At 57.5% G+C, this 25,144-nt stretch carries 23 protein-coding genes; 13 read left to right on the forward strand and 10 right to left on the reverse strand.

The window, feature by feature from the left end; genetic code table 11:
• Positions 1-135: 135 nt before the first annotated feature.
• The 7 genes from JWR17_RS15485 (at position 136) to JWR17_RS15515 (ending at position 9,791) form a co-directional block, all read left to right on the forward strand.
• Positions 136-804, forward strand: coding sequence for an ABC transporter ATP-binding protein (locus tag JWR17_RS15485; protein WP_299832806.1), 669 nt, complete (start codon positions 136-138; stop codon positions 802-804).
• A gap of 1 nt (position 805) precedes the next feature.
• Positions 806-3,286: an FtsX-like permease family protein gene (locus JWR17_RS15490; RefSeq protein WP_299832807.1), complete on the forward strand. Its 2,481-nt coding sequence runs from the start codon at positions 806-808 to the stop codon at positions 3,284-3,286.
• The gene (locus JWR17_RS15495; protein ID WP_299832808.1) at positions 3,276-4,361 is read left to right on the forward strand and encodes a lipocalin-like domain-containing protein; all 1,086 of its coding nucleotides are present in this window, start codon (positions 3,276-3,278) and stop codon (positions 4,359-4,361) included. The genes JWR17_RS15490 and JWR17_RS15495 overlap by 11 nt, the downstream gene beginning before the upstream one ends.
• A 220-nt stretch (positions 4,362-4,581) precedes the next feature.
• Positions 4,582-6,354, forward strand: coding sequence for an N-acetylglutaminylglutamine amidotransferase (locus JWR17_RS15500; RefSeq protein WP_299832809.1), 1,773 nt, complete (start codon positions 4,582-4,584; stop codon positions 6,352-6,354).
• A gap of 3 nt (positions 6,355-6,357) precedes the next feature.
• Positions 6,358-8,106, forward strand: coding sequence for an N-acetylglutaminylglutamine synthetase (ngg, locus tag JWR17_RS15505; protein WP_299832810.1), 1,749 nt, complete (start codon positions 6,358-6,360; stop codon positions 8,104-8,106).
• A 138-nt stretch (positions 8,107-8,244) separates the two neighbouring features.
• Positions 8,245-9,441: an osmoprotectant NAGGN system M42 family peptidase gene (locus JWR17_RS15510; protein WP_299832811.1), complete on the forward strand. Its 1,197-nt coding sequence runs from the start codon at positions 8,245-8,247 to the stop codon at positions 9,439-9,441.
• A 122-nt stretch (positions 9,442-9,563) separates the two neighbouring features.
• The gene (locus tag JWR17_RS15515; RefSeq protein ID WP_297844929.1) at positions 9,564-9,791 is read left to right on the forward strand and encodes a YheU family protein; all 228 of its coding nucleotides are present in this window, start codon (positions 9,564-9,566) and stop codon (positions 9,789-9,791) included.
• A gap of 184 nt (positions 9,792-9,975) precedes the next feature.
• Here the strand turns inward: JWR17_RS15515 and csrA are convergent, their stop codons facing one another.
• The 4 genes from csrA to JWR17_RS15535 all read right to left on the reverse strand — a co-directional run bounded on the left by csrA (position 9,976) and on the right by JWR17_RS15535 (position 12,020).
• Entirely contained in the window at positions 9,976-10,170 is a 195-nt protein-coding gene (gene csrA / locus JWR17_RS15520) for a carbon storage regulator CsrA (RefSeq protein ID WP_299832813.1), read from the reverse strand.
• Positions 10,171-10,312: 142 nt separating this feature from the next.
• The gene (locus JWR17_RS15525) at positions 10,313-10,645 is read right to left on the reverse strand and encodes a YnfA family protein (protein ID WP_299832814.1); all 333 of its coding nucleotides are present in this window, start codon (positions 10,643-10,645) and stop codon (positions 10,313-10,315) included.
• A 90-nt stretch (positions 10,646-10,735) separates the two neighbouring features.
• Complete coding sequence (locus JWR17_RS15530; protein WP_299832815.1) at positions 10,736-11,536, reverse strand: SDR family oxidoreductase; 801 nt, start codon at positions 11,534-11,536, stop codon at positions 10,736-10,738.
• 106 nt (positions 11,537-11,642) lie between these two features.
• Complete coding sequence (locus tag JWR17_RS15535; protein WP_299832816.1) at positions 11,643-12,020, reverse strand: DUF2784 domain-containing protein; 378 nt, start codon at positions 12,018-12,020, stop codon at positions 11,643-11,645.
• A gap of 146 nt (positions 12,021-12,166) precedes the next feature.
• Here JWR17_RS15535 and JWR17_RS15540 point away from each other — a divergent pair, with 146 nt between their 5' ends.
• A complete protein-coding gene (locus JWR17_RS15540; RefSeq protein WP_297841942.1) occupies positions 12,167-12,325 on the forward strand; it encodes a DUF3309 family protein in 159 nt (52 codons plus the stop codon).
• An 83-nt stretch (positions 12,326-12,408) separates the two neighbouring features.
• Here JWR17_RS15540 and JWR17_RS15545 read toward each other — a convergent pair whose 3' ends face one another.
• The 3 genes from JWR17_RS15545 to JWR17_RS15555 all read right to left on the reverse strand — a co-directional run bounded on the left by JWR17_RS15545 (position 12,409) and on the right by JWR17_RS15555 (position 15,477).
• Positions 12,409-14,067: a cation acetate symporter gene (locus JWR17_RS15545; protein ID WP_299832817.1), complete on the reverse strand. Its 1,659-nt coding sequence runs from the start codon at positions 14,065-14,067 to the stop codon at positions 12,409-12,411.
• Positions 14,064-14,375 (reverse strand): DUF485 domain-containing protein, encoded by a 312-nt coding sequence (locus JWR17_RS15550; RefSeq protein ID WP_299832818.1) that lies wholly within the window; start codon positions 14,373-14,375, stop codon positions 14,064-14,066. Before JWR17_RS15550 ends, JWR17_RS15545 begins: the two co-directional genes overlap by 4 nt.
• A 247-nt stretch (positions 14,376-14,622) precedes the next feature.
• Entirely contained in the window at positions 14,623-15,477 is an 855-nt protein-coding gene (locus JWR17_RS15555; RefSeq protein WP_299832819.1) for a glycine betaine ABC transporter substrate-binding protein, read from the reverse strand.
• A 375-nt stretch (positions 15,478-15,852) separates the two neighbouring features.
• On the opposite strand from JWR17_RS15555, the gene JWR17_RS15560 reads away from it, so the two are divergent.
• The gene (locus tag JWR17_RS15560; protein WP_299832820.1) at positions 15,853-17,412 is read left to right on the forward strand and encodes a glycosyl hydrolase family 17 protein; all 1,560 of its coding nucleotides are present in this window, start codon (positions 15,853-15,855) and stop codon (positions 17,410-17,412) included.
• A gap of 629 nt (positions 17,413-18,041) precedes the next feature.
• Here JWR17_RS15560 and JWR17_RS15565 read toward each other — a convergent pair.
• A complete protein-coding gene (locus JWR17_RS15565) occupies positions 18,042-18,419 on the reverse strand; it encodes a hypothetical protein (protein WP_299832821.1) in 378 nt (125 codons plus the stop codon).
• Between the two features lie 234 nt (positions 18,420-18,653).
• Between JWR17_RS15565 and JWR17_RS15570 the strand changes: the two genes are divergently transcribed.
• The 3 genes from JWR17_RS15570 (at position 18,654) to JWR17_RS15580 (ending at position 21,831) form a co-directional block, all read left to right on the forward strand.
• Entirely contained in the window at positions 18,654-19,952 is a 1,299-nt protein-coding gene (locus tag JWR17_RS15570; RefSeq protein WP_299832822.1) for a serine/threonine protein kinase, read from the forward strand.
• The gene (locus tag JWR17_RS15575) at positions 19,945-20,748 is read left to right on the forward strand and encodes a VacJ family lipoprotein (protein ID WP_299832823.1); all 804 of its coding nucleotides are present in this window, start codon (positions 19,945-19,947) and stop codon (positions 20,746-20,748) included. The genes JWR17_RS15570 and JWR17_RS15575 overlap by 8 nt, the downstream gene beginning before the upstream one ends.
• Before the next feature lie 228 nt (positions 20,749-20,976).
• Positions 20,977-21,831 carry a pirin family protein gene (locus JWR17_RS15580; protein WP_299832824.1) on the forward strand — a complete coding sequence of 285 codons (855 nt, stop codon included), beginning with the start codon at positions 20,977-20,979 and terminating at the stop codon, positions 21,829-21,831.
• Positions 21,832-21,997: 166 nt separating this feature from the next.
• Here the strand turns inward: JWR17_RS15580 and JWR17_RS15585 are convergent, their stop codons facing one another.
• Positions 21,998-23,218, reverse strand: a complete 1,221-nt coding sequence (locus tag JWR17_RS15585) for a patatin-like phospholipase family protein (protein ID WP_299832825.1) — start codon at positions 23,216-23,218, stop codon at positions 21,998-22,000.
• 9 nt (positions 23,219-23,227) lie between these two features.
• Entirely contained in the window at positions 23,228-24,175 is a 948-nt protein-coding gene (locus tag JWR17_RS15590; RefSeq protein WP_299832826.1) for a lipid A biosynthesis lauroyl acyltransferase, read from the reverse strand.
• A 118-nt stretch (positions 24,176-24,293) separates the two neighbouring features.
• Between JWR17_RS15590 and minC the strand changes: the two genes are divergently transcribed.
• A complete protein-coding gene (gene minC, locus JWR17_RS15595) occupies positions 24,294-25,025 on the forward strand; it encodes a septum site-determining protein MinC (protein ID WP_299832827.1) in 732 nt (243 codons plus the stop codon).
• Positions 25,026-25,144: the final 119 nt, after the last annotated feature.

The raw sequence follows: 25,144 nt of genomic DNA on the forward strand, positions 1-25,144 counted from the left end.
CGAGCACTAATGCAATTGCCCAAGGGCCGTTGCCAACACGTTGCACCGTTGTCAGCGCCAACATCAAATAAACCAAAGCACAAAACCCAACTCTCCAGCTATCCTCTGCCCACCCTTCTCCCCCAGGCACCCCCCATGCTGCAAGTGCAAGCCGTGTACAAAAGCTATGCCACACCGCAAGGTCCATTAGCGGTATTGCAAGGGGTTGATTTGAACCTCGAACACGGCAGCAGTCTGGCGTTGATGGGCGAATCGGGCAGTGGAAAAAGTACCTTATTGCACCTGGTCGCCGGCCTCGATAACGTTGATCGCGGCATCATCCGCATCGGCGGTCATCGCCTGGACCAGATGAGTGAAACCCAACTGGCCAATTGGCGGCGTACCGAAATCGGCCTGGTGTTTCAACAATTCAACCTCATCAGCAACTTGAAGATTGAAGACAACCTGGCATTCCAGGCCCGACTGGCCGGTCGCTACGATCCGGTCTGGCAAGCGCAACTGGTGGAAAGATTGGGACTCGGCGAATTGCTCAAGCGCTACCCCGAACAACTCTCCGGGGGGCAACAGCAGCGCGTCGCCCTGGGCCGTGCCCTCGCCTCGCGGCCGGGTCTATTATTGGCCGACGAGCCCACTGGTAACCTGGACGAAGCCACCAGCGACGAAGTCTTGCAACTGCTATTGGATCTACTGAACGACAGCCCCACCAGTCTGTTGATGGTCACCCACAGCCCTCGGATCGCGGCGCGTCTGGCGAACAAGGTGGTGTTGCATGGCGGGCGTTTAGCCAACCCAGGTGCGCGCTGAGGTGCGGGTTTTCTATTGGACACTGCGCGCGCTGCTGAGCCACTGGCGTCGCCACCCTGTGCAGTTTTTCAGCGTGCTTACCGGGCTGTGGCTGGCGACCAGTCTGCTCACCGGGGTTCAGGCGCTGAACAGTCAGGCACGAGAAAGCTATGCCCGTGCTAGCCAACTGATCGGCGGAGAACCTCAGGCCAGCCTCAGCGCACCTAACGGCGCAACCTTTCCCCAAGCGTTATTCGTCAGCCTGCGCCGCGCCGGCTGGCCGGTGTCCCCGGTGTTGCAAGCGCGGCTGACCCTCAAAGGCCATGCCGACCAACGTTTGCAATTGATGGGCATCGAGCCGGTCTCACTGCCCGGAGGTTCAGCGGTAGCGGGTAAAGCTCTGGACATCGCACAAATGGTCGGTTTTTTCAGCGCGCCGGGCAGCACCTGGGTCGCGCCACAGACCTTGCAGACCTTGGGTCTTCACGAGGGTGACACTCCCCTCAGTGAAAGCGGACAAGCCTTGCCACCGCTGCACAGTCAGCCGGATATGGCGCCCGGTTTGTTGCTGGTGGACATTGGTTTCGCGCAGCAATTGCTAGGCCTGCCGCAACAGGTTTCACGCCTGTTGCTGCCCAAGGAGTTCGCCGCCAGCAAGCCGGTGCTGCCTGCTGACATAGACGGGCAACTGGTGTTGAAAACCAGCGGCGAAGAAAATAACCTCGCGCGCTTGACCGAAAGTTTCCACCTGAACCTCGATGCGCTGGGGTTTCTGTCATTTGTGGTCGGTTTGTTCATCGTCCATGCGGCCATCGGCCTGGCTCTGGAGCAACGTCGTGGCCTGCTAAGAACCTTGCGCGCGTGCGGCGTCGGTGCGCGGCTGTTGATTATCAGCTTGAGTGTCGAACTGGGTTGTCTGGCCCTGCTCGGCGGTATTGCCGGGGTCATCAGTGGTTACTTCCTCGCCAGCGTTTTGCTGCCCGATGTCGCCGCCAGTTTGCGCGGCTTGTACGGTGCCGAAGTGGCCGGGCAACTGAGCCTGAGTCCATGGTGGTGGGCCAGCGGCGTCGGTTTAAGCCTGCTCGGCGCGCTGCTGGCCGGGGCCAATAGCTTGTTGCGCGCGGCACGCCTGCCGTTGTTGGCCCTGGCCATTGCTCAAGCTTGGCACCAGGCGCACAGCCGCTGGTTGCGTCGTCAGGCCTGGGTCGCGGCCCTGGCGATTGTCGTGGCATTAATGGCGTTGTTTTTCGGCGACAGCCTGACCAGCGGTTTTGTACTGATGGGCACTTTGCTGCTGGGCGCCGCATTGGGATTACCGGTGCTGCTCAATGGCCTGCTGGACACACTATTAGGTCGCAGCCGCTCAGTGCTCGGGCAATGGTTTCTCGCCGATTGCCGCCAGCAACTGCCGGCCTTGAGCCTGGCGTTGATGGCGCTATTACTTGCGCTGGCAGCCAATATCGGGGCGGGCAGCATGACTTCCGGTTTTCGTCAGACCTTTACTAACTGGCTGGAGCAGCGACTGACCGCCGAGCTGTACCTCAATCCGGCCAACCCCGCGCAGGCGCGGGACATGCAAATCTGGCTCGGCCAACAACCCACGGTTACAGCGGTGTTGCCGAATTGGCAGGTGCCGGTGCAATTACAAGGCTGGCCCGCGGATGTGTTCGGCATCATCGATCACCCGACCTATCGCCAACACTGGCCGCTACTGCAATCGGCGTCCGGCGACCCTTGGGACCAACTGGCTCAGGACGACACGCTGATGCTCAGCGAACAACTGGCGCGCCGCTTGAACGTCAGCGTCGGCGATCAACTGCCTATCCCGACCCCCCAAGGGCAATGGACGCCGAGGATCGTCGCGATCTATGCCGATTACGGCAATCCCAAAGGCCACATTCTGGTCAACGCACGCCACTTGCTGCGGTACTGGCCGCAGCTTTCGCCCAACCGATTCAACCTGCGCATCGCCCCGACGGCCGTGCCGGTGCTGGTGCGTGAGCTGCAAGCGCGCTTCTCTCTGGAAGACAGCCACATCGTCGATCAAACCCAACTCAAAGGCTGGTCAACCCAAGTCTTTGAGCGAACGTTCGCCGCCACCGCCGCGCTCAACAGCCTGACATTGGGGGTGGCCGGTGTTGCGCTGTTTATCAGCTTGCTGACCCAGAGCCAGAGCCGTCTCGGGCAATTGGCGCCGCTGTGGGCGCTGGGCGTGACCCGTCGACAACTGATGCTGCTCAACCTCGGGCAGACCTGGCTGCTGGCGGTACTGACACTGGTGCTGGCGTTACCGCTGGGCCTGCTGCTGGCTTGGTGCCTGGACGCGGTGATCAACGTGCAGGCATTCGGTTGGCGCCTGCCGTTACAGATATTCCCGGCACAATTGGCGCAGTTGATGGCGCTGGCATTGTTGGCGACGTTACTGGCCTCGGCCTGGCCTCTGATCAAACTGTATCGCAGCCGTCCGGCCGATCTGCTGAGGACGTTTGCAAATGAAGATTAATCGGCTGCTAGTGGTTAGCATGCTTTTGTTATCGGGCTTTTTAACCGGGTGCGATGAAGACAAAACCCCAGCCGAAGGGTTTGCCGGACTGGGCAATGCAGCGTCGGCATTCGCTCAAGTGGTCCCGGGAAAAGTCTTCAGTTTTCCCCAGGATCACGGCCCGCACGAGGGCTTTCGCATCGAATGGTGGTACGTCACCGCCAACCTGAAAGACGACCAAGGCCATGACTTCGGCGTGCAATGGACGCTGTTTCGCAATGCGCTGAAAGCGGGACCCGACCCAGCGGGCTGGGGCAGTCAAACCCTCTGGATGGGTCACGCCGCAGTCACCTCTGCCAGCCAGCACTACGCCGCCGAACGCTATGCTCGCGGCGGCGTTGAGCAAGCGGGGGTCAACACCGCGCCCTTCAAGGCATGGATAGACGATTGGACCTTCGACAGTCATTCCACCCGCGACGACCCCCTGGCCGACATGCAATTGCACGCCCGAGGGCCGACCTTTAGCTATCAATTGCACCTCACCTCTACTCAGCCGTTAGTGCTGCAAGGCGTCCAGGGTTTCAGTCAAAAATCGGAGCAGGGCCAAGCGTCGTATTACTACAGCCAGCCCTATTTTCAGGCGTCGGGCAGCCTGATGATTGATGGCAAAACCTTTCATGTCAGCGGCCCCGCATGGCTCGACCGCGAGTGGAGCAGCCAACCCCTGACTGCCGAGCAAACCGGCTGGGACTGGTTTTCCGTGCACCTGGAAAGCGGCGCCCAATTAATGCTGTACCGCATGCGTCAAAAGTCCGGTGAGCCGTATGTCACCGGCACCTGGATAGACGCCGATGGCCAGACACAATTGCTCAAGGGCTCGCAGATGCAGCTCACACCGTTGGCCAGCAGCGACGTCGCCGGGCATGAAATGCCGACCCGTTGGTCAGTCAAGATCCCCAGTAAACAATTGGACATCGTAACGACAGCATTGAACCCAAAGGCATGGATGGACTTGCGCATCCCTTATTGGGAAGGCCCGGTAACCGTGACGGGGAATCAGAAAGGCATCGGGTACCTGGAGATGACCGGGTATTGAAGGGAAGCCGACTGTACAGGCTGTGTAGGAGCGCGCTTGCCCGCGATGGAGCGCCAAGCGCTCCCAACTGCCCAGCCAAGTACAACAGTACAACTGGCAGAACCGAGCTGCCCGCTGGCTTATAACCCAACGATCTAAAACATTCATAACCCTCACTGGTCAGTTTCTGGTGTAGGCGACTCATCGTCTGCCCTCCCCAACGGAAACCCGGTAAGGACTTATGTGCGGATTAGCAGGTGAAATCAGATTTGACCATCAACCAGCGGACCTCACTGCTGTTGAACGAATTACTCATAATCTGGCCCCTCGCGGGCCGGATGCCTGGGGCTTCCACTCCCAAGGCCCGGTCGCGCTCGGTCATCGGCGGCTGAAGATCATGGACCTGTCGCAGGCCTCAGCGCAGCCGATGGTTGACCACTCTCTGGGCTTGTCGCTGGCGTTCAACGGCGCTATTTATAATTACCCCGAGTTACGCACTGAACTGGAGATCCTCGGTTATACGTTTTATTCCGGCGGCGACACCGAAGTGTTGCTCAAGGGCTATCACGCCTGGGGCGCCGACCTGTTGCCCAAGCTCAACGGCATGTTCGCCTTCGCCATTTGGGAACGTGACACCCAAGAGCTGTTCATCGCTCGGGACCGTCTGGGCGTCAAACCGCTGTATTTGTCGCGGACCGATAAACGGTTACGCTTTGCCTCAACCCTGCCGGCGCTGCTCAAAGGCGGTGACATCAACCCGCTGCTGGATCCCATCGCCCTGAACCACTACCTGAATTTCCACTCAGTAGTGCCCTCGCCGCGCACGTTGTTGGCTGGCATTGAAAAACTGCCACCAGCCACTTGGCTGCGTATCGACGCCAGCGGCAAATCGGAGCAGAAAGTCTGGTGGCGCTTGCCTTACGGGCAAAATGCCGATGAAGCCAACCTGACCCTGGAAGACTGGCGCGACCGTGTATTGGACAGCACCCGTGAAGCGGTAGCGATTCGACAACGAGCCGCAGTGGACGTGGGGGTTCTGCTGTCGGGCGGTGTCGATTCAAGTTTGTTGGTGGGCCTGCTGCGTGACGTCGGCGTAGAAGACTTGTCGACGTTCTCCATCGGTTTTCAGGACGCAGGCGGCGAGCGCGGCGATGAGTTTCAATATTCGGACCTGATCGCCAAACATTACGGCACCCGGCATCATCAACTACGGATCAATGAAAGCGAGATCATCGAGCAATTGCCCGCGGCGTTCCGTGCCATGAGCGAGCCGATGATCAGCCACGATTGCATCGCGTTTTACCTGTTGTCTCGGGAAGTTGCCAAGCATTGCAAAGTGGTGCAGAGCGGCCAGGGCGCGGACGAACTGTTTGCCGGCTACCACTGGTATCCGCAAGTGGACGGCGCCAGCGATCCTTATGCAGCGTATCGCGGGGCCTTTTTCGACCGGACCTACGATGAGTACGCCGCCACCGTACAGCCGCAATGGCTGACCAGCAACGACGCTGCGGGCGATTTCGTGCGAGAACATTTCGCCCAGCCGGGTGCCGATGCCGCTGTGGATAAAGCGCTGCGGCTGGACAGCACAGTGATGCTGGTGGATGACCCCGTGAAGCGCGTCGACAACATGACCATGGCGTGGGGCTTGGAAGCACGTACACCGTTTCTCGATTACCGCCTGGTGGAGCTGTCTGCTCGGGTGCCAGGCAAATTCAAACTGCCCGATGGCGGCAAACAGGTGCTGAAGGAAGCCGCTCGGTTGGTGATTCCTGCTGAAGTGATCGACCGCAAAAAAGGTTATTTTCCGGTGCCGGGATTAAAGCACCTGCAAGGCGACACGCTGCAGTGGGTGCGTGAGCTGTTACTTGACCCAAGCCAGGATCGCGGCCTGTTCCGTCCAGAAATGCTCGACAGCCTGCTGACCGATCCCGACGGCCAGCTGACACCACTTCGCGGTTCCAAGCTGTGGCAGCTCGCAGCGCTGAACCTGTGGCTCAGCGAACAAGGACTTTGACTGATGAAACACAATGCCTCCGTGTTTAGCCAGCGGCTGTTACGCGGTCAGTCGCCCTCCTACGAACGGTTGCAGGCGCGCCTGGCCGAAGATGGCAGCGAACTCGATACCGAGCCACTGGCGTTGCATTGCGGCTGGGGCCGGTTGCTGATCGGTCACACCTACCGCGACCCGGCCGCCTTGGCCCATGAGCTGCTTAACGAAAAGCCCGGTGAACGTGACATCGCGTTATATGTTGCGGCGCCGCAGCAAGTACTGGCGCAATCGCCGCAGCAGCTGTTTCTGGATCCGTCCGACACCTTGCGCCTGTGGTTCAGCGATTACCGCCCTGCCCAGAAGATCTTTCGCGGATACCGCATTCGTCGTGCGCAAAACGCGGCCGACTGGCAGTCCATTAACACTCTGTACCTGACCCGAGGAATGTTGCCCGTCGACCCTGCCCTGCTGACGCCGCGCCATCAAGGTGGACCGGTGTATTGGTTGGCCGAGGATGAGAGCAGCAACGCGGTTATCGGCAGCATCATGGGGCTCAATCATCAAAAAGCATTTAACGACCCCGAGAACGGCAGCAGTTTGTGGTGCCTGGCGGTTGATCCGCAGTGCACTCGTCCTGGCGTCGGTGAAGTGCTGGTGCGGCATTTGATCGAGCATTTCATGAGCCGCGGGCTGAGCTACCTCGACCTCTCGGTGCTGCACGACAATCAGCAGGCGAAAAACCTGTACACCAAGCTCGGTTTTCGCAACCTGCCAACCTTTGCCATCAAGCGCAAGAATGGCATTAACGAACACTTGTTTTTGGGTCCTGGCCCACAAGCGAACTTCAACCCGTACGCACGAATCATTGTTGAGGAGGCGCATAAACGCGGCATTGATGTGCAAGTCGATGATGCCGACGCCGGTCTGTTTACGTTGAGTTACGGCGGTAGACGGGTGCGCTGCCGCGAGTCGTTGAGCGACCTGACCACGGCGGTGAGCATGACCTTGTGCCAGGACAAAAGCCTGACCCATCGCACGCTCAAAGCCGCAGGTTTGTGCCTGCCGGTGCAGCAGTTGGCCGGTGAAACGGATGCGAACAGGGCGTTCCTCGAAGCGCACCGACACATCGTGGTCAAGCCGCTGGACGGCGAACAAGGCCACGGTGTTGCGGTAGATTTGCGCACGATGGAAGAGGTCGACGCGGCCATCGAGCGCGCTCAAGGGTTCGACAGCCGAGTATTGCTTGAAAGCTATCACCAGGGCCTGGACCTGCGCGTGGTGGTGATTGGTTTCGAAGTGGTGGCGGCGGCCATTCGCCGCCCGGCTGAAGTGGTTGGCGACGGCAGCCACACCATTGGCGAACTGATCGAAGCACAAAGTCGTCGCCGATCAGCCGCCACGGGGGGCGAAAGCAAGATTCCCCGGGATGAAGAGACCGAGCGTACGTTGCATGATGCCGGGTATGACTACACCAGCGTGTTGCCCGCTAACGAACGCCTGGCCGTGCGGCGCACCGCCAACCTGCACACTGGCGGCTGCCTGGAGGATGTCACCGCAATTCTGCACCCAGTGTTGGCTGACGCGTCGATTCGTGCCGCGAGGGCCTTGGACATTCCGGTGGTAGGCCTCGATTTGATGGTGCCGGCGGCCGATCAACCGGAGTACGTTTTTATTGAGGCCAACGAACGTGTCGGCCTCGCCAACCATGAACCACAACCCACTGCCGAACGCTTTGTCGATCTGCTGTTTCCACACAGTTTGCCAGCGCACAGCTGACGTCCTGACTACCCCTATGCTGTAGGAGCCAACGTGTTGGCGAGAGATTTGCGCAGCGTACCCAATCAGACGCCTCGCCAACAAGTTGGCTCCTGCAGAGCATTGGATCTGCCTTTCATCCCGTATTAGGAGCTACCCATGACAGCTGCAACTGTCCCAGAACCGGACCTGAAGTACCTGCAGAAAGTCCTCCTGGAAATGCTCGCGATTCCCAGCCCGACCGGATTTACCGACACCATCGTGCGCTATGTCGCCGAGCGACTGGAAGAACTCGGCATTCCTTTTGAATTGACCCGGCGCGGGACCATTATCGCCACCTTGAAGGGCAAGCAAAAAAGCCCAGACCGCGCTGTTTCCGCACATTTGGACACCATCGGTGCCAGCGTACGTGCGGTGCAGGAAAATGGACGACTGTCGTTGGCGGCCATTGGATGCTGGTCCAGCCGTTTCGCTGAAGGCAGCCGCGTCAGCGTGTTCACCGACACCGGGGTTATTCGCGGCAGCGTGCTGCCATTAATGGCCTCCGGGCACGCGTTCAATACCGCTGTGGACCAAATGCCCATCAGTTGGGACCACGTGGAATTGCGTCTGGATGCCTACAGTGCAACCCGCGCCGACTGTGAATCGCTGGGCGTTAACATTGGCGATTTCGTGGCCTTTGATCCGCTGCCGGAATTTACCGACAGCGGGCACATCAGTGCGCGCCATCTGGACGACAAAGCCGGTGTCGCGGCGTTGCTCACGGCGTTGAAATCCATTGTCGACAGCGGCGCCGAACCGCTGATCGATTGTCACCCGCTGTTCACCATCACCGAGGAAACCGGCACAGGTGCGGCGGCCGTATTGCCGTGGGACGTCAGTGAGTTTGTCGGCATCGACATTGCGCCTGTGGCACCGGGTCAAGCGTCCAACGAACACGCGGTTAGCGTGGCGATGCAGGACTCTGGCGGTCCTTACGACTATCATTTGTCTCGGCATTTACTGCAACTGGGACTTGAAAACCAATTGCCGATCCGTCGGGACGTGTTTCGCTATTACTTCAGCGACGCCCATTCGGCGGTGACTGCCGGGCATGACATTCGTACCGCCCTGCTCGCGTTTGGTTGCGATGCGACCCACGGCTATGAACGCACCCACATCGACAGCCTCAGTGCATTGAGCCGCCTGCTAGGCGCCTACATCCTCAGCCCGCCGGTATTTGCCAGCGATGCGCAGCCGGCCAAAGGCTCCCTTGAGCGCTTCAGCCATCAGATTGAACATGATGCGCAGATGGAGTCCGATACCCGCGTGCCCCCCGTAGAGAGCCTGATCGGCCAGCGCAACGACGAGCCCTAAGCCCTGGGATAAGCCCCTCGGGCGACGTGAAACCGCGCGTCGCCCTGACGCAAAGCTCGACATGGGTTGTAGCCTGCCGCCAGCAAGCGCGCTAGCATCGCGATAATTCATGCGAGAAGACCATGCTCATTCCCTACGACCAACTTGAAGCCGACACCCTCACTCGATTGATCGAGGACTTCGTCACCCGTGACGGCACCGACAACGGCGACGAAACACCGCTGGAAACCCGGGTACTCAGGGTCCGACACGCCCTCGGCAAAGGCCAGGCAGTGATCGTGTTCGAACCGGAAAGCGAGCAATGCCAGCTCATGCTCAAACGCGACGTGCCCAAGGAATGGCTTGATTGAGGGCAAAGATCCTGTGCAGGCCTGTGTAGGACCGAATCTATTCGGGAAGGCCGCCACTCGGTGTGTCTGATAAACCGAGGCGTGGCAGTCGCGAGCACGTTCGCTCCCACCGAGATACGAATGGCCCTTGGCTCCGCGTCCTACAGAGATTCAGTGTTACACGCAAAAAAACGCCCAGCTATCGTCACAAGACCGGGGTTTTTATGGGCGTTGCCATAAGCTTGAGTATCCGCTGGTAGACCTCGGCACGGTTGATTTTGACGTCTTTTGGCGCGTTGATGCCAAGCCGAACCTGTTTGCCGTTCACGCCGAGAACCTGCACGGTGATGTTGTCGCCGATGGAAAAGGTCTCTCCGACCTCCCGAGTCAATACAAGCATTTGTCTGCCCTCTTTGTTACAAAAGAACGCAGATTGCCCTGCTAAATCGTCCCCTTCAATGCACTGATGGCAAATCAGTTATGCCCTTCAACCTCACCGGAGAGTTCCTACGGAATCGCCCTATATTGGCTAAAAACATCGGTCAGGATTGGGAGAATCGCGGACCGAACAAGATGATGCTGGCGCCGATGACGCACAATGCGGCGCCCAGCCAGTCAGAATTCAGCGGCCGGACCCGTTCGATCAAACCCAACCAGCCGATGGACGCAACAATATAGATTCCGCCATACGCGGCGTAGGCACGGCCGGCGTATGTGGCTTCAACCCGAGTCAGCAGCAAGGCAAACAGGGTCAGGCTGAGCAACGCGGGAATGACCCATAGCATGCTTTTTCCCAGGCGCAGCCACATCCAGAACGCGTAACAGCCGGCGATCTCAAATAACGCGGCGAGGAAGAACCAAAGGTAATTGAGCACGGCAGAATCTCGCTGGGTTAAGTGGCGGTAACCCTAGCGAGATGGGCGGGTTAGAGCAAGAAATCCGCGGTAACTGACATGATCGTGGCTTTACAACTTTGCCCGCATTTTGTCGGACATCGACGCCATTTCGTCATACAGCATTTGCGGATTTTTCTGCTTCAGCTGCCAAGCCATGCGCCCTTGCTCATGGGGCAAAATCATGAATTCGCCTTGGGCCACGTGTTCAAAAATGTAGTTGGCAATGTCGCCGGCACTGATGGGTGAACTCTCCAACAATTTGCCGACCTGAGCTTTCATCGCCGGGGTTGGGCCACGGAAGGAGTCGAGCAAATTGGTCTGGAAAAACGACGGGCACACCACGTGCACACTGACCTCTTGATGGCGCAGCTCGATCAGCAGGCTTTCTGACAACGCCACCACGCCGGCTTTGGCCACGTTGTAATTGCTCATGGCAGGACCTTGCATCAGAGCTGCCATGGAGGCGATGTTGATGATTTTGCCTTTGCTCGATTCAAGCATCGGCAAAAACGCCTTGCAGCCCTTGACCACGCCCATCAGGTTAATCGCGATCTGCCAGTCCCAATCTTCCAGCGACAACTCTGCAAAAAAACCCCCGGAAGCAACCCCGGCGTTATTGACGATCACATCAATACCGCCAAACTTTTCCTCGCATGCCTGGGCGAAAGCCGTCAGTTGGCTGTAATCACGCACATCGCAGCGTTGAACGAAACCGTCGCCGCCCGCCTCGCGCACCAGCTTCAGGGTTTCTTGCAGGCCGGATTCGTTGACATCCGATAATGCCAATTGCCAGCCTTCGCGGGCCCAACGCAGGGCGATTTCACGACCCAGGCCCGATCCGGCACCGGTGACCATCATGCGATTTTGCATAGGGGAATGCCTTGTTGTTCTGGAGAAGATGAGCCGCAGTGTAGCGAAGGATATCGCTGCCGAGCCCTACCATCAAAATGCTGAATGCCAAGGACAAACCCGCAGACTATAAGGCCTTGCGCTTAATCAGATAACCTCTCAACAACCCGCCATAGACCCCGACGTTGACCAGAACCACCACAGCACCCAGCCACCATTGAGTCTGTGGCGTCAGCCCCGCCGGGTAAATCAATGGGATCAAGTAATGCTCGATGAAATCACCACTGTAACCCCGTTCACCCGCTCGCCATCGCAGGCTGTTTTCCAGCGGCGTGAGCGGGCAATACAGGTGAAAGAACTCAACCACTGCGCCCCAGAGGACCGCAGGCAGATGCAATACCATCAACCAGCGCCAGCGAATGATCAGCAGCCCGCCAAGCACAACGAAGACAATGAATAAAAGATGCATGAACACCACAGCATCGGCGGCGACCCGATAAAGCATATTTCACGCTCGTTTAAATTTTACGTTGAGACTACGGACTTTTTTAAAACGGCTGGAGTCGGACTATTTAAGCAGTACACACTGCACGCATTGAGCGTCAGGCGTGGAATCTGTTGAAGCCATCCAAAGAAAAGAAGGAACTCATCATGGGCATCGGCACTATTCTTATCATCATCCTGATCATCTTGCTAGTTGGCGGCCTGCCAGTATTCCCGCACTCCAGAAGCTGGGGCTACGGACCATCGGGCATCATCGGTACTATTCTGGTGATCCTGTTGATATTGGTATTGCTTGGCCGAATCTAGCGTTTCAAGAGTCAAACCCGCCGTTGAAATTAGACAGAAAAAAAGCAGCCCTAGGGCTGCTTTTTCATGTGCATCACGGCGTATTAGTGAGACACCGCACCGGACGCGCCGAGGCCAGTCTGCGAGCGTACAAACTGCGGGAGGAACAAGGCACGTTCGCCCTCTGCCGCTTTCGACTTATCAGTAATCGAGAAGAACCAGATACCGACGAAGGCCACGGCGATGGAGAACAGCGCCGGGTATTCGTACGGGAAGATTGGCGTAGCGTGGTGCAGGATTTGCACCCAGATGGTTGGGCCAAGGATCATCAGGCCAACCGCCGTTATCAAGCCCATCCAGCCGCCAATCATGGCGCCACGGGTGGTCAGGTTTTTCCAGTACATGGAAAGCAGCAGTACCGGGAAGTTACAACTTGCCGCGATGGAGAATGCCAGGCCGACCATGAACGCGATGTTCTGGTTTTCGAACAGAATGCCCAGGGCAATCGCCACAATAGCAAGGACGATAGTGGTGATCTTCGATACCCGAATCTCATCTTTCTCGTTAGCTTTGCCTTCTTTGATCACGCTGGCGTACAGGTCGTGGGACACCGCCGAAGCACCGGCCAGGGTCAGGCCCGCAACCACCGCCAGGATGGTGGCGAACGCCACTGCCGAGATGAAACCCAGGAACAGACTGCCACCGACCGCGTCGGCCAGGTGCACCGCTGCCATGTTATTACCGCCCAACAGCGCGCCTGCAGCGTCTTTAAAGGCCGGGTTGGTGCTGACCAGCACGATCGCGCCAAAGCCGATGATGAAGGTCAGGATGTAGAAGTAACCAATAAACCCTGTTGCGTAGAGCACCGACTTACGCGCTTCTTTAGCGTCGCTCACGGTGAAGAAGCGCATCAGAATGTGTGGCAGGCCAGCCGTACCGAACATCAACGCCAAGCCCAGCGAGAAGGCCGAGATCGGGTCTTTCACCAGTCCGCCAGGGCTCATGATCGCTTCACCTTTAGGGTGAACTTTGGTCGCCTCGGAGAACAGCGTGTTGAAATCGAAGTTGACGTGTTTCATGACCATGATCGCCATGAACGTTGCGCCGGACAGCAGCAGCACTGCTTTGATGATCTGTACCCATGTGGTGGCCAACATGCCGCCAAACAGTACGTACATGCACATCAGGATGCCGACCAGGATCACCGCAACGTAGTAGTCGAGACCGAACAGCAACTGGATCAGTTTGCCGGCACCAACCATTTGCGCGATCAGATAGAACGCTACAACCACCAGCGAACCGCAGGCAGACAGGGTCCGAATTTCTTTTTGCTTGAGGCGATACGACGCCACGTCAGCAAACGTGTACTTACCCAGGTTGCGCAGGCGTTCGGCGATCAGAAACAAAATGATCGGCCAGCCCACCAGGAAGCCGATGGAGTAAATCAAACCATCGTAACCGGAGGTGTATACCAGTGCGGAAATACCCAGGAAGGAGGCTGCCGACATATAGTCGCCAGCGATTGCCAGGCCGTTTTGCAAACCGGTGATTTTGCCGCCGGCCGCGTAGTAGTCTGCCGCCGACTTGGTGCGTTTGGACGCCCAGTAAGTGATGCACAGGGTGATACCGACGAACAGGACGAACATGATGATCGCCGACACGTTCAACGGTTGTTTATGCACTGCTCCGGTGAGGGCCTCGGCCGCCCACAGGCTCGGTGCGAATACTGCCAGGCCAAGGGCCGTTAGTAGACGCCGGATCATTGCTGAGCCTCCTTGAGAATTGCCTTGTTCAGGTCGTCGAACTCACCGTTGGCACGGTATACGTAGATCGCAGTCAAGACGAACGCTGAAAGAATCAGCCCCACACCGATGGGAATTCCCCAGGTGATCGATGATTCAGGGCTAAGTTTTGCCCCGAGTACATGCGGCCCATAAGCAATCAGAAAGATGAAGGCGGCGTAAAGCCCGAGCATGATCGCCGAGAGTATCCAGGCGAAACGTTCTCTCTTCGCAACCAGCTCTTTAAAAAGCGGGCTGTTTTGAATCGAGAGGTAAATGCTGTCGTTCATTATTTTTATCCTCAGCACAGATGAGATGTAACGCATTGCACTTTAGTCTGCTCTAGCCTGCACTCCAGACGACCTTAGTATTAGAAAGACAGCGGTCGTTGAAGTACCGGGTGCATGTACCAAGCTTAGTGTGCGGAGGGAATCCCGGAAGGGATTAGTGCCAGCAAAAGCACGATGAAAGCAAAAGGCCACCGGGCAATGATGCCCGATGGCCTTGAGAGGTGCGGTCTAGACGCGTTTCAGCGGATTACTTGGTCCACTCAGCAACGCGGTCCGGGTGCTTGGCAACCCAGTCCTTGGCAGCCGCTTCAGGCTTGGCGCCGTCCTGGATCGCGAGCATGACTTCGCCGATTTCATCCTTGGAGGCCCATTGGAATTTTTTCAGGAAAGCGGCCACTTCAGGCGCTTTCTTCTCAAGGCCCAGGCTACCGACGCTGTCAACAGTCTCGGCTGCGCCATAAACGCCTTTTGGATCTTCCAGGAACTTCAGTTTCCACTTGGCGAACATCCAGTGCGGAACCCAACCGGTGACGGCGATGGATTCTTGCTTGTTTTCCGCACGGGTCAGTTCGGAAATCATGGCTGCGCCAGAGCTGGCCTGCAGTTTGTAACCCGTCAGGTCGTAGTCTTTGATCGCCTGATCGGTCTTGAGCATCACGCCTGAACCGGCGTCGATACCGACGATTTTGTTCTTGAAGCTAGTGTCGGTCTTCAGGTCGGCAATGCTGTTGGCTTTGACGTACTCAGGAACGATAAGCCCGATTTTTGCGTCCTTGAAGTTAGGACCGTAGTCGACAACCAGGTCCTTGTTCTTCGTCCAGTATTCGCCGTGGGTCACTGGCAGCCAGGCCGAGAGCATGGCGTCGAGTTTACCGGTAGCAACACCTTGCCACATGATGCCGGTAGCAACCGCTTGGAGTTTGACTGGATAACCGAGCTTTTGCTCGATCACCTGGGCGGCTACGTTAGTGGTCGCAACGCTGTCGGACCAGCCGTCAACATAGCCGATGGACAGCTCGGGTTTAGCATCTGCAAAAGCCAGGGTGGAACTGATCGCCAGTGCCAGAGCGGCACCTGCGCCAAGGATTCTATGCATCTTCATCGTTACTTCCCCAAATGCTGCACCCGACGAGTGTCGGGCATCTTTAACGTTTTTTAAGGGACCGCTGTTCATGCCCGGTTTTGGAGCGCTGCCGCCCTTCACGCCTCACCTGTTCGCAGCTACCTAGGGCAGCAGCGTGCTGGCGCATTGATGATCAACCTGCGTCGGGAACGCTCCTGCTCTGCTAGCGACCTCAAGACAGCGAGAAACGACATCACCATGCTACTAACGACAAACCGACGCAAATAAATGGTCGGGTCCGCCCGAACCTTGCATGGCAATTGGCGTAAAGCTTCTATAGCGGATACAAGCGCTGCTCCAGCGCCAGAGTAAATGCAGGTAACATGCCGGCCTTCGCCCCATTTCGGCCCGATCATGCCTGCAATTTTCCGCTTCCCCGTTGTACCTTATTTACTCGCTTGCTTGCTCGCCGTACTCGCCATGTGTGGTTTTTGGTACGGTTTGGGTAAACCGGTGATCCTGCCGGACGCCGCCACTCCTACGCATAAACTGCAGTGCGCGTCGTATACGCCGTTCGACAAGGACCAATCCCCATTCGATCAACCGTTCAAACTGCGGCCGGAACGAATGGACGCCGATCTGGCACTGCTCGCCACGCGCTTTCAGTGCATTCGCACGTATTCCATGACCGGGCTGGAAGGCATCCCTGCACTGGCGCGCAAACATGGCCTGAAGCTGATGATCGGCGCCTGGGTCAATGCCAGTCCGGTGGACACCGCCCAGGAAATCAAAGCGTTGATTGCGTCGGCGAATGCCAACCCGGACGTGGTGACGGCGGTGATCGTCGGCAACGAAACCCTGCTGCGCAAAGAAATAACCGGCGCGCAATTGGCCAAGCTGATCCTGGAAGTCAAAAGCCAGGTCAAGCAACCTGTGACCTACGCCGACGTCTGGGATTTCTGGCTGCAATACCCTGAAGTCGCGCCGGTGGTGGATTTCCTGACGATCCACTTGCTGCCTTATTGGGAAGACGACCCGCGCGGTATCGACGATGCGTTGCAGCATGTAGAGCAAGTGCGCGAGATCTTTGGTAAACGCTTTGCCCCTAAAGACATCATGATTGGCGAAACGGGCTGGCCAAGCGAAGGCCGTCAGCGGGAAACCGCTGTTCCCAGCAGGGCTAACGAGGCACGTTTTATTCGTGGTTTCGTAGCGATGGCTGAGCAAAACGGCTGGCATTACAACTTGATCGAAGCCTTCGATCAGCCGTGGAAACGAGCGGCTGAAGGCGCTGTCGGCGGTTATTGGGGTTTGTTTGATGCCGATCGCCACGAGAAGGGCGTGCTCGAAGGGCCTGTGTCTAACTTGGCGTATTGGCCGTTCTGGCTGTCGTTCAGCGGCGTGTTGTTCGTACTGACCCTGGCGCTGGCCGGCCGAGTACCGACTGTCCGCGCAGCGTTGGTCTTGCCGTTGCTGGCGGCATTGGGCGCGTGTTGCATCGGCACATGGGGCGAGTTGGCACGGGTCACTACGCGATTTGCAGGGGAATGGGTCTGGGCGGCGTTATTAGTCGGTCTGAACGTGTTGGTGCTGGCCCATGGGGCGCTGGCCTTGTCGGCCAGACAAGGTTGGCGCGGCCGTGCATTCGGTTGGTTCGAAGCCCGGGCAGGTTGGTGGGTAGCGGCCACCGGCTTCGTCGCTGCCGTGATGATGCTGGCCCTGGTGTTTGACGCCCGTTACCGCAGCTTCCCGACACCGACGCTGTTACTGCCAGCGGTGTTCTACCTGTTGCGCCCCGTGCGGGTTCCTCGCCGGGAAATCGCCCTGCTGACCTTCATCATCGGCGCTGGCATCGCGCCGCAGATGTTTCAGGAAGGCCTGCACAGCCAGCAAGCCTGGGGCTGGGCGCTGGTCAGCCTGCTCACTGCCGCGGCACTCTGGCGCTGCTTGCGCGTGCGTAACGTGCGTATGTGAAAATTGTGTTACCGGCCCCACAAAGGCCGGTGCCAACCGTGTAACACGGAAACAAATACTGGTTGAATTGAGTGACAGATTTCATCCGTTAGTTTTTAAGATGTTGATTTGTAAGAAATTTATAAAGTTGGCACGGCTTCTGCTATCTCTCTTGCATAACAAAAACAAAAAACAAAGCAACACACAATAAAAACAATACGTATCGGCTCTGACATAACAAGAACAACACGGACAGAGGCGTAGCTAACAGATTTTTTTGGAGTGGAAGTGCTTTATCGGGATTTCGATCCCACAACCGGGCAGAGAACAATAAAACTACCCTCAGGTAGCTCCCGAACTGGTTGGATCACCCTAGTGATGAAAGCAGGTCAGCGCTCAAAAAAATACGTTTGCTCTTGATCCTGAATGGGGATCACACGAACTGCAGTAAGGGAATGGTCGCCAAAAACAAAAACAGGCCGCCCTATAATAATAAAAATAGAGCACGCAACACTATTAGAGGGGAGCCCAGGCTCCCCTCAGTGCTGTCTGGGGTTTAAGAACCTGCATTTTTCTTGTAGGGGCCAACGTGTTGGCGAAGCTATGTACCTGACATACCGTCTCGCCAACACGTTGGCTCCTACAGTGGTTCAGAGGTTGGATTGCTGTGGATTTGCCCGCACCAACCTCAACCCTGCAATCACCACCGCAAACACCGCCAGACTCGCGCTGTACAAAGCCAATGCCGGAATCCCCAACAACATCGCCAAAACCGCCACTGCCCACCCCGCCCGCCCCGGTACGCAAAACGCCACAACAGATGTTATCAATGCCGCCCAGCCCATGGTGCCGTAGTGAATCATCAGCCCAAGGCTTGAACGAGCCTCGCATTGCCAATCAAGCGCTTCGTTGGCGCAAATCCCTACCCAGCGGGCGTCTTCCATCAACCAATAACGTACGCCATAACTGGCAGCGAGCCACAGCGGCAGAACGACGAGCAATACAATCAAGGGCAAACGGCGGGACATGCAACACTCCAGAAAATCAGCGAACGAACGCAGAACGGCGCTCAGCATAATCGCCCGACGGCGGTATGCAAGACGCCGACTTAGTTTTAGACCACGCGCACTGTCTATCCCGTGGGCAGACCGTGTATCTTCTTGACTATTATTGGGCGCTTCCTTGCAAGTGCGGCACTTTGGCACTACACCCGTGGTCATAGCCTGCGTATCTCATCCTGCACTTTCCTAAGGGATCTAGTCATGCCCCGTTTTCTGCGCTTCGCTGCCTTTATGGGTGGCCTCGTTTTAAGTGCGTCTGCCTTGGCGGTCGATGTTGACCCCGCCACCTATGGCTACCCTTTGACGAACCCGTTTGAAGCGACCATCGCCTCAACCCCGCTGGCCCTGCAACCGAAGGTTCCAGCAGATGCGGACATCAGCCAGGCGGACTACACGCTCAACCTTCGCCCTGAACGTCAATTCACCCTGCCAGATAACTTCTGGGCCGTAAAAAAACTGCGCTACCGTCTGGCCAAACAGGACCACCCTGCCCCATTGATCTTCCTGATAGCGGGTACCGGTGCTCCGTACAACAGCACGATCAACGAATTTCTGAAAAGGCTGTATTACGGCGCCGGCTATAACGTCGTGCAACTGTCGTCGCCCACCAGTTTCGACTTCATGAGCGCCGCTTCTCGGTTCGCCACACCGGGTGTGACCAAGGAAGACGCCGAGGACCTGTACCGCGTGATGCAAGCCGTTCGGGCGCAACAATCGGATTTACAAATTACCGACTATTACCTGAGCGGTTACAGCCTGGGTGCGCTGGACGCAGCATTCGTCAGCCAACTGGACGAAACCCGCAAAAGTTTCAACTTCAAGCGCGTGCTGCTGCTTAACCCACCGGTCAACCTCTACACTTCCATCAGTAACCTCGACAAGCTGGTGCAGACCGAAGTTAAAGGCATCAACAACAGCACCACGTTCTATGAACTGGTGTTGGCCAAGTTGACCCGTTACTTCAAGCAGAAAGGCTACATCGACCTTAACGATGCGTTGCTGTTCGACTTCCAGCAATCCAAGGAGCATTTGACCAACGAGCAGATGGCGATGCTGATTGGCACCTCGTTCCGCTTCTCGGCGGCAGACATCGCTTTCACATCGGATCTGATCAACCGCCGCGGGTTGATCACCCCGCCAAAGTACCCGATCACCGAAGGCACCAGCCTGACGCCGTTCCTGAAGCGTGCGTTGCAATGTGATTTCGATTGTTACCTGACCAATCAGGTTATCCCTATGTGGCGTGCCCGGACTGACGGGGGCAGCCTGCTGCAACTGGTGGATCAGGTCAGTTTGTATGCCCTGAAGGACTACCTGCATAACAGCCCGAAAATCTCGGTCATGCACAATGCCGATGATGTGATCCTGGGTGCTGGCGACCTCGGCTTCCTGCGCAAGACCTTCGGCGACCGTTTGACCGTTTACCCGTACGGCGGCCATTGCGGCAACCTTAATTACCGCGTCAACAGCGACGCCATGCTGGAGTTCTTCCGTGGCTAAACGTCTTTTGTTCATCGCTGCCCTGCTGTGTGCAGGCATTGCTAACGCGGCTGATGTCACCCCGGCTACTCATCCTGCCACGGTTGCCAGAGCCTCTGACCCGGACGGCTTCACCGAGCCGTTGAAGTCACTCAAGTTCAACCCGGGCATGGACCAGACTGAATTTGAACGGGCCTCCCTGAACGCCCTCAACGTTTATGATCCGATTGAGTCGTGGAACCGCAGGGTTTATCACTTCAACTATCGCTTTGATGAGTGGGTGTTCTTGCCGGTGGTGAATGGCTACAAATACATCACCCCGAGTTTCCTGCGCACCGGTGTCAGTAACTTTTTCGGCAACTTGGGCGACATTTCCAACTTGCTGAACAGCCTGTTCCAGTTCAAAGGCCAGCGCTCGTTGCAAACCACGGGTCGCCTGCTGCTCAACACCACCATTGGTATCGCCGGATTGTGGGACCCTGCCACAGCGATGGGCTTGCCGCGCCAAAGCGAGGACTTCGGTCAGACCCTGGGCTTCTACGGCGTGCCTAACGGACCGTATCTGGTGCTCCCATTACTGGGCCCTTCAAACCTGCGTGACACCGGAGGCCTGGTATTCGACTTCACTGCCGAATCGCAGATCAACTTCCTCAACGTGTCTCAGGTCAGCGAAGACCACCCGGAAATCTACCTGCTGCGGGCCATCGACAGACGTTACGTCACCACCTTCCGTTACGGCTCGCTGAACTCGCCGTTCGAATACGAGAAAGTGCGTTACGTATACACAGAAGCGCGCAAGTTGCAGATTGCCGAGTAAGCAACTCGTAAGCCCAGCGCGGTGTGCCAGCCACACCGCGGTGTTTCCTTGGCGAACACGTTCGCCACTGAGTACGGGGCCAATACCCCTGTAGGTTCAGAATCTGGCAGGGCGGCTATCGTCCAACCCATCAACAAACCCGATCAATCCTTCGCAAAAAACCCATCCATCGATCGGCCCATTCGGCATAGCATGTCGGCCATTCCCACTTGATCAGGAGTTGCCGTGATGACTCAATTTCGCAAGGTGCTGGCGATTCATACCGGCCAACCGACGTCCGATGGCGCTGGCGTCAAGTTGACCCGTGTATTTGGCGGGCAGAGCGCAGAGCTGTTCGACCCGTTCCTGATGCTGGACGAGTTCGGCTCAGACACGGCTGACGACTATATCGCCGGCTTTCCATCGCACCCGCACCGTGGTTTTGAAACCGTGACTTATATGATCGAAGGCCGCATGCGCCATGAAGATCACATGGGCAATGTCGGGTTGCTGCAAGGCGGCGGTGTGCAGTGGATGACCGCTGCGCGGGGCATTATCCACAGCGAGATGCCAGAGCAGGAAGAAGGCGCGATGCGTGGTTTTCAGCTGTGGGTCAATCTGCCCGGCAAGACCAAACTCGGCCCGGCCAGCTATCAGGATATTCAGCCGGAAAACGTTCCGAAGCTGACCACTGAAGCAGGCGTGAACGTCACGGTGATGGCCGGCACGTTCGACGACGGCCAGGTACAACACCCAGGAGCCGTGCAACGTCCAGACACTGAACCGTTTTATTTCGATATGCACATGCCGGCAGGTTCCAGCATCAGCCCACGCATTCCCCAAGGACACCGGGTGTTTGTGTATGTGTATGAAGGCACCGTTGAGCTGGCTGGCCAGGCTCAAGCCATTGGCACCAGCCGTATGGCGCGATTGTCCGAGGAAGGCGACCTGCAGCTGCACAGCGCGTCAGGGGCGAAGGTGTTGTTAATCGCCGGCAAACCGCTGCGGGAACCGATCGTGCAATACGGACCTTTTGTCATGAATACCCGGGAAGAAATTGAACAGGCATTGCGGGACTTCAGGGATGACAAATTGACTGCGTAAGCGGTTTCGACCGAACTCCACATAACTGTAAGAGCTGCCGAAGGCTGCGATTCGACCGGGAACCGGTCGCTTTCCAGAAACCGCTGAAGGTCGTTCCGACCTTTTCGCAGCCTTCGGCAGCTCCTACAGAGGCAGTCCCCTCCAGTTCTTGGGAACCATCCAGCCATTACCCCAACCGCAAAAACTTCTTCAGTTGATCACGCTGGGCCAAGGCGTCACGGCGGCCCAGTTCGATCAATTCGCTACAATACCCCGCCTCGAACAGCAAATAGCTCAGCACACCGGCACCGCTGGTTTTAGTCGCACCGGGGCCGCGCAGAAACATCCGCAGCGCAGGCGGCAATTCGTGCCGATGACGAGCAGCGATTTCATCAATGGGTTGGCTGGGGGAAATCACCAGAACTTCGACCGGCGCCAAGCCCAACGTCCGTGCCGGCTGTTCCCCTGGCAGTAGATGGCTCAGCAAATTAAGCCGCTCGAGCAATTCAATGTCGCTTTCAAGGCTGTCGATGAAGGTGCTATTGAGCATGTGGCCGCCAATTTGCGCCAAAGTGGGTTGCGCGCCCACCATCACTCGTTGCACAGGGTTATTGGCTTCAACGCCACGCGGGTTGCCGCTGACCCCTACCACTAGCACCCGATTCGCTCCCAGGTGCAGTGCCGGACTGATCGGCGCGGATTGCCGCACGGCACCGTCACCAAAAAATTCCTGGTCGATTTTAACGGGAGCAAACAGCAGAGGAATCGCCGAACTGGCCAGCAGATGCTCTACCGTCAATTGGGTCGGCAATCCAATCCGGCGATGGCGCAGCCAGGAATCAATCGTGCCTTTGCCCTGATAAAACGTGACCGCCTGCCCCGACTCATAGCCGAAGGCCGTCACCGCCACTGCGCGCAGGTGCTTCTTTGCAATCGCCTGATCAATGCCGTCCAGATCAAGACGCTCGTTGAGCAAATCACGCAGCGGAGAACTGTTGAGCAACGCGACGGGCACTTGCGAACCGATACCTAACAAGCTGTGACCAACAAAGCGACTGGCCTGACCAATCACCCCGCGCCAGTCGCTGCGCAGCACCTGATGGCTACGAAAGCCCTGCCAGAATTCGACCAACTGATGAATGGCCGTGCGAAAATGCGCGGCTCCACTGGCCAGTTTGACCGCATTGATCGCGCCGGCCGACGTACCGACAATCACCGGAAACGGGTTCGGTGCGCCGGCTGGCAGCAACTCGGCAATTCCGGCGAGTACGCCGACCTGATACGCCGCCCTGGCTCCACCGCCAGACAGAATGAGCCCGGTAATCGGCTCGGCAGCGCTGCTGACAGCACTGGCACCGACGAACTCGGTGGCAGGAATAGCGGTTTGTTCTGCAACGCGTGTCGGCATTTTTTATTCTTAGCCTTTCTTTTGAAGATCACGCTTCTTATACAGCTTCGGCTCTCCCGGCGGTCGACTTTTAAAGCGCCGATGTGCCCATAAATACTGGGCCGGACACTCCAATACAGCCCTTTCGACAAACTGGTTGATGCGCAGGCAATCAACCTCGTCGCTTTCCCCTGGGAAATTACTAAATGGCGGATGAATCACCAGCCGATAGCCGCTGCCATCATCCAGCCGTTGCTGAGTAAACGGAATCACCAGCGCCCGGCCCAGCTTGGCGAATTTGCTGGTGGCGGTGACGGTGGCAGCCGGAATTCCAAAGAACGGCACAAACACGCTCTGTTTGGCACCGTAGTCCTGATCTGGCGCATACCAGATGGCGCGCCCGGCTCGCAGAACCTTGAACATGCCGCGCACATCTTCACGCTCTACGGCCAGGGAATCGAGATTATGCCGCTCACGGCCACGGCGCTGAATGTAATCAAACAGCGGGTTGTCGTGTTCGCGGTACATGCCATCGATGGTGTGCTGTTGGCCCAGCAACGCCGCACCAATTTCCAATGTAGTGAAATGCAGCGCCATCAGAATCACGCCCTTGCCGTCCAACTGCGCTTGCTTCAAGTGCTGCAGCCCTTCGATGTGCGACAGCCGCGCCAGACGATCGCGGGACCACCACCAACTCATGGCCATTTCGAAGAAAGCGACGCCGGTCGACGCGAAGTTTTCCTTCAATAACCGTTTACGTTCGTCGGATGACAGGTGCGGAAAACACAGTTCCAGATTGCGCCCGGCGATGCGTCGACGGTCATCAGCGAATCGATACATCACCAGCCCAAGCACACGGCCAATGGCCACAAGCACCCGAAACGGTAACTGAACAACCAGCCAGAGCAAGCCCAGGCCCAGCCACAGGGGCCAGAAACGTGGATGAAGAAAACGAGCTCGAAAACGCGGACGATCCATTAAAGCTTCCGTCAAGACAATGGCCACGCATTCTACATCGTTCGGCTTGGCTTGCGGCTCGCGAGCGTTCTCGTTATAAGTCTCGGCACTTTTAGCGACAAGCTGTTTTATGCCGACCATGAGCCAAATCGAATTGCAAGACCAGGATCCAGTATTCCAGTTGAAGGGCAGCATGCTCGCCATCACGGTGCTTGAGCTGGCCCGAAACAACCTCGAAGCCCTTGATCGCCAACTGGCGGCAAAGGTCGCCCTGGCCCCGAATTTTTTCAGCAATACCCCCTTGGTGCTGGCCCTGGACAAGTTGCCAGCGGGCGAAGGTGCGGTAGATTTGCCTGGCCTGATGCGCGTGTGCCGTCAGCATGGCCTGCGTACGTTGGCGATCCGTGCCAATCGTATCGAAGACATTGCTGCGGCTATCGCCATTGACCTTCCGGTGCTGCCGCCGTCGGGTGCGCGAGAACGTCCGTTAGAGCCTGCCGAAGGTGAAGCGGCCAAGAAAAAGCCGCCGGAGCCAACCATCAAGCCAACCAGGATCGTGACCTCGCCAGTGCGCGGCGGAATGCAGATTTATGCACAGGGTTGCGACCTGGTGGTGATTGCCCCCGTCAGCCCCGGTGCGGAACTTCTGGCCGATGGCAACATCCATGTGTATGGCCCAATGCGCGGTAGAGCGCTGGCCGGCATTAAAGGTGACACCACGGCGCGAATTTTCTGCCAGCAACTCGGCGCCGAACTTGTCTCCATCGCTGGGCAATACAAGGTTTCCGAGGATTTGCGCAGAGATCCACTGTGGGGTAGCGGGGTACAGGTCAGCTTGTCCGGTGACGTGTTGAACATCACCCGTCTTTAACGGATACTGCCGCTTTTTTAAAGCATCTCTGATTTGTCGCAAAATCGTAGCAAAGCACGTTGAAAATCGAGAAAACCAGTGTTATCTGGCGGGTTATGCCTGATCTGGAACTTGAGGTT

This window comes from Pseudomonas sp. (genome assembly GCF_028293835.1).
Lineage (GTDB): Bacteria > Pseudomonadota > Gammaproteobacteria > Pseudomonadales > Pseudomonadaceae > Aquipseudomonas.